General features: G+C 72.4%; 3 protein-coding genes. 2 read left to right on the forward strand and 1 reads right to left on the reverse strand.

The genetic code is table 11. The annotated features are described in order from the left end of the window. Window positions 1-109: 109 nt before the first annotated feature. Window positions 110-1798, reverse strand: a complete 1689-nt coding sequence (locus H5J33_RS23560) for a hypothetical protein (protein WP_181796900.1) — start codon at window positions 1796-1798, stop codon at window positions 110-112. Between the two features lie 263 nt (window positions 1799-2061). Between H5J33_RS23560 and H5J33_RS23565 the strand changes: the two genes are divergently transcribed. Then, complete coding sequence (locus tag H5J33_RS23565) at window positions 2062-3621, forward strand: sodium:solute symporter (protein WP_181796902.1); 1560 nt, start codon at window positions 2062-2064, stop codon at window positions 3619-3621. Window positions 3622-3736: 115 nt separating this feature from the next. Further along, the coding region (locus H5J33_RS23570; RefSeq protein ID WP_181796901.1) for an anhydro-N-acetylmuramic acid kinase at window positions 3737-4846 on the forward strand (1110 nt) is incomplete at its 3' end.

Consider the following 4846-nt stretch of genomic DNA (forward strand, 5'->3'; position numbering starts at 1 on the left):
CGGCCTGGAACGAGGGGGCAACGGTTTGTTTCCGCCAAACCCCAGGCTTCCGCCCGGTGACGGGCGGCTCCTCGCGGGCCGGTCCTGCACCGGTCGCCGGGGCCGGTGCTCAGCCGGCGCAGCACTCCTGCCGGGGCGCGGGGTGTGCGGTGGTCTCGCGCCGGCAGTAGCAGGACGCCTCGACCGGTACGTCCGCCAGCGCGGCGGCGAGCTTCAGCTGCCGGGCCACGATCCGGGCCTCCCCCTCCTTGCCCAGCCGTACGAGGCACTCGTGGAGGCCGTGCAGCGCCCAGACGTTGTTCGGGTGCTGGAGCGGACGCGGCAACGTGTCGTCCAGCCCGAGGTCGGCGCGGTAGACGGCCTCGGCCTGCTCGACCCGGCCCTGTTCGAGCAGCAGCGCGCCGTACGCGTGCCGGGCCGGCTGCATCCACCCCCACGGTTCGTCGTACGCCAGGCCGTCGCTCAGCTCGACCGACCGGCGCAGCGCCGCGAACGCCGTGTCGTACCGGCCCCTGCGGTACTCCAGTTCCCCGTCGAGCATGTACGCGGCGATCGCCAGGACGTCCGCGCAGGTGTTGTTGAACAGGGTCCGGGTCTCGGGGACCCGGGCGGCCGCCTCGCGGAACAGCTCGCGTTCCGTCCCCGCCTCGCCGGTGCGGCCCAGGGCGGAGAGCGCGACCCCGCGCGCGTACCGCAGCATGGCCGTGGTCACGCAGTACAGGCGGGCGTCGGCGGGCATCGGCAGGCGCAGGATGTCGTCCCAGCGGCCGAAGCGGACGAGTACGTGCACCCGCATCGCGAGGAAGCCTTCCAGCCAGTCCGCCATCGGCGGGCTGTCCACCCGCAACAGCTCCTCGGGCACGGCCGCTTCGAGCCGGTCCGCCGTTTCGACGGCGTCCCGGTAGCGGCCGAGGAACATCGCGCCGTAGATCTTGAAGTGCAGGTTGTGGCAGCGGTACAGGGTGTAGAAGTTCAGCGCCCCGGAGCGGGCGAGGAACTTCTCGTCGGCCGCGATCGCCGCGGTGTTGTCGGTGACGACCCGGCGGTAGTCGCCGCAGAGCACCTCCAGGTGGGACGGCATGTGCCGGAGGTGACCCGCGTCCGGCATCAGGTCCCGCAGCCGGTCGCCCGCGGGCAGCGCGGCCTCGGGGGTGGGGGACATCTCCATCAGGTGGATGTACAGGTGCAGCAGGCCCGGGTGCCGGGACCCCGCCTCGGTGGCGAGCGCCCGCTCCAGCACCGCCCCGGCCTCGGCGGTGCGCGAGCCGGGTGCCGGCTTGCCCGTGCGGATGTCCCAGAGCTGCCAGGGCGTCAGGCTCATCATGGCGTCGGCGTACAGGGCGGCCACGTCGGGGTCGTCGGGCGCCAGCCGGTGCACGGCCCGCATGCCGTCGGCGTAGTCGGCGTTCCACACCGGGCCCTCCTCGGCGTCCGGGGTCCGGGCGCGCGGGTAGCGGGCCCCCAGAGCCTCGATGAGGGCTTGCTCGACCGGTGTGGCGCCGGCCGCCTTCGCGTGCGCGCGCCGTACGGCGGCGTGCGCGCGTTCCACCGTGCGGCCCAGGTCCTGTTCGTCGAAGGCGTCCCAGGGCTTGTTGTAGTTGGGGCCGAGCGCGTACGCCAGGCCCCAGTCGGCCATGGCACAGCCGGGATCCGCCGCGCCGGCGGCCTCGAAGCAGCGCACGGCCTCCTCGTGGTTGAAGGCGTACGTCCAGTTCAGCCCGCGATCGAACCAGGTCTGCGCCTCGGCGGACGAGGTCGTCACGGGCCGGCCGTGACTGCCGAGGTCGTAGTACTGCATACGGGCTCCCTCAGGGCTGACGGTCGGCTGCTCCGGACACTGCCCCGTCCGCCCGCCGGAAAACAGGCGACCTCCGGCCGTCGCCCCCCGGTTGACGGTGCGTCAACGGACCGGGCCGGTCGTCACCCGGTCCGCCTCGCGGCCGCTCCAGTCACTTCACAGCGGCACCATTCGGACCCGGCCGGGTTGTTGACGAGGGGAAGCACTGAAACTACTTTTCATCGCATGAATGCGTTTGCGAAGGAAACTTTCCTTCCGTGAGTGTGCGTCAGCTCGACCTGTTGGTGGTCGTCGTCTACCTCGTGGCGATCGCCGCGATCGGACTGCGCCTGGCCGGACGGCAGAAGACGGCGAAGGACTACTTCGTCGGTGAAGGCCACATGCCGTGGTGGACCGTCTCCTTCTCCGTGGTGGCCACCGAGACCAGCGTGCTCACCGTCATCAGCCTGCCGGGCGGCGCCTACACCGGACAGGGCTTCGGCAACGTCGAACTGGCCCTCGGCTACGTCATCGGACGCGTCGTCGTGGCGACCGTACTCATCCCCCTGTACAAACGGGGCGGTTTCGTCAGCGCCTACCAGTACCTGGGCAACCGGTTCGGGCTCAAGGTGCAGGGGCTCGCCTCGGTGACGTTCGTCTTCACCCGGCTGCTCGCCGAGGGTGTCCGGCTGTTCGCCTCCGCCATCCCGATCAAGCTGCTGCTGGACGAGTTCGGCGTGCACGCCGGCTACCGCGTCATCATCCTCGTGCTCACGGCGATCACCGTCGTCTACACCTACCTCGGCGGCATCCGGGCGGTCATCTGGACGGACGCCATCCAGATGGGCCTGTACCTGGGCGGTGCCCTGCTCGCCATCGGCGTGCTCGCCGCCCATACCGGCGGTGACGGCGTCCAGCGCGCCCTGGACGCGGGCCGGTTCCGGCTCTTCGACACCGACTTCGCTCCGGCGCACATCCTCACCAGCCCGTTCGCCCTGCCCACCGCGATCATCGGCGGCGCCATCTTCGCCATGGCCAGCCACGGCTCGGACCAGCTGATCGTCCAGCGGGTCCTGGCCACCCGCTCACTGCGCGACGGCCAGAAAGCCATGATCGCCTCCGGTGTCTTCGTCACGCTCCAGTTCGCCGCGTTCTCCCTCGTCGGCGCCCTGCTGTGGTCCTACAACCAGGGCAGGACCTTCCAGGAACTGGGACTGACCAGCTCCGACAACCTCTACCCGGACTTCATCCTGCACGGACTGCCCGTGGTGGTCTCCGGCCTGCTCGTGGCCGGCATCCTCGGCGCGGCCATGGGCTCGCTGTCCTCCGCGCTGAACTCCATGTCGAACTCGACCGTCTCCGACATCATCCACAGCTTCTTCCGGACCGTGCCCACCGAGAGGTTCCTGCTCCGGCTCGCCCGGCTGACGACCCTGGTGTGGGCGGTGCTGATGGCCCTGTTCGCCTGCGCCTTCAGCACCAGCACCGGCAACGTCTACCTCACCGGCCTGACCATCGCCGGATACACCTACGGCGCGCTCCTCGGCGCGTTCCTCCTCGGCCGGCTCGTCCGGCGGGCGAACGAGACCGACGCCGTGATCGCGTTCCTGGTGACGGTCGGCGTCATGACGTACATCGTGCGCGGCGTCAGGATCGACGTCGGCGCGGGCGGCGGTACCGTACCCACCGCGATCGCCGCTCAGTGGCTCGTCCCCCTCGGCGTGGCCGTCACCCTGGCCGTGGGCGGCCTGACCAGCCTGTTCCACCGCACACCCCCGAGCACCCCGGCCCCCTTGGACGGCGGCGGCACCGAGCGTACGGCGGCCACCGTCGCCCCGGAGTGACCGGACGGGCGGTCGGCCCGGCGACCGGTGACGTGACAGCCCCCGGAGGAGCCATGCACCACCAGCCGCGGCCGGCCCCGCCCGCCCGGCGCGACCCCGGCCGGAAGGAGGCGCCGTGCGCGTGATCGGCCTGATGTCGGGCACCTCGTACGACGCCATCGAAGCCGCGGCGGCGGACCTCGCGCTGGACGACGACACCCTGCTCCTACGGCCCCTCGGACACCTCTCCGTCCCCTACCCGGAAGAACTGCGGGACCGCGTCGCCGCCGCCCTGCCTCCCGCCCACACCACCACGGGGGCCGTGTGCGCCCTGGACACCGGCATCGGCCAGGCCTTCGCCGGCGCCGCCGGACGCGCCCTGCGCGACCTGTGCGCCGGCACCGCCGACCTCGTGGTCTCGCACGGCCAGACCATGTACCACTGGGTCGAGGACGGCATGGTCCGCGGCACCCTCCAGCTGGGCCAGCCCGCCTGGATCGCCGAGGCGACCGGCCTTCCCGTCGTCTCCGACCTGCGCAGCCGCGACGTCGCCGCCGGCGGTCAGGGCGCGCCCCTGGTCGCCCTGACCGACGCCCTGTTGCTGTCCGGACTGCCCGGCACCCCCGCCGCGCTCAACCTCGGCGGCATCGCCAACATGACCGTCCTCGCACCCGGCGCCGAGCCGCTCGCCTTCGACACCGGCCCCGCCAACGCCCTGCTGGACGCGGCCGTGCACCACTTCACCGACGGCGCCGCCGCCTACGACGAGGACGGCCGCCGGGCCGCTGCCGGACGGGTCAGTCCCGCACTGCTGCGCGTCCTGCTGGACGACCCCTACTACCGCAGACCCGCCCCGAAGAGCACCGGCAAGGAACACTTCCACCTGCCCTATCTGCGGCGCGCCCTCGACACCGTGCCGGTGCCGGCCACCGCCGACGTCCTGGCCACCCTCACCCGGCTGACCGCCGTCACCGTGGCGGACGCCTGCCGCGCCCACGGCGTCACCCGGCTCGTCGTCTCCGGCGGCGGCACCCGCAACCCGGTGCTGATGCGCATGCTCGCCGAGGAACTGCCGGGCGTGCCGCTCGGCCCCAGCGACGACCTGGGCCTGCCGTCGGCCGCCAAGGAGGCCCTGGCCTTCGCCGTCCTCGGGTTCCTCACCGCCCACGGCCTGCCCGGAGCCCTGCCCTCCGGCACCGGAGCCCGCCGCGCCACCGTGCTCGGCAGCATCACCCCCGGCCGGTCA

Source organism: Streptomyces sp. WELS2 (assembly GCF_013870595.1).
Taxonomy (GTDB): Bacteria; Actinomycetota; Actinomycetes; order Streptomycetales; family Streptomycetaceae; genus Streptomyces.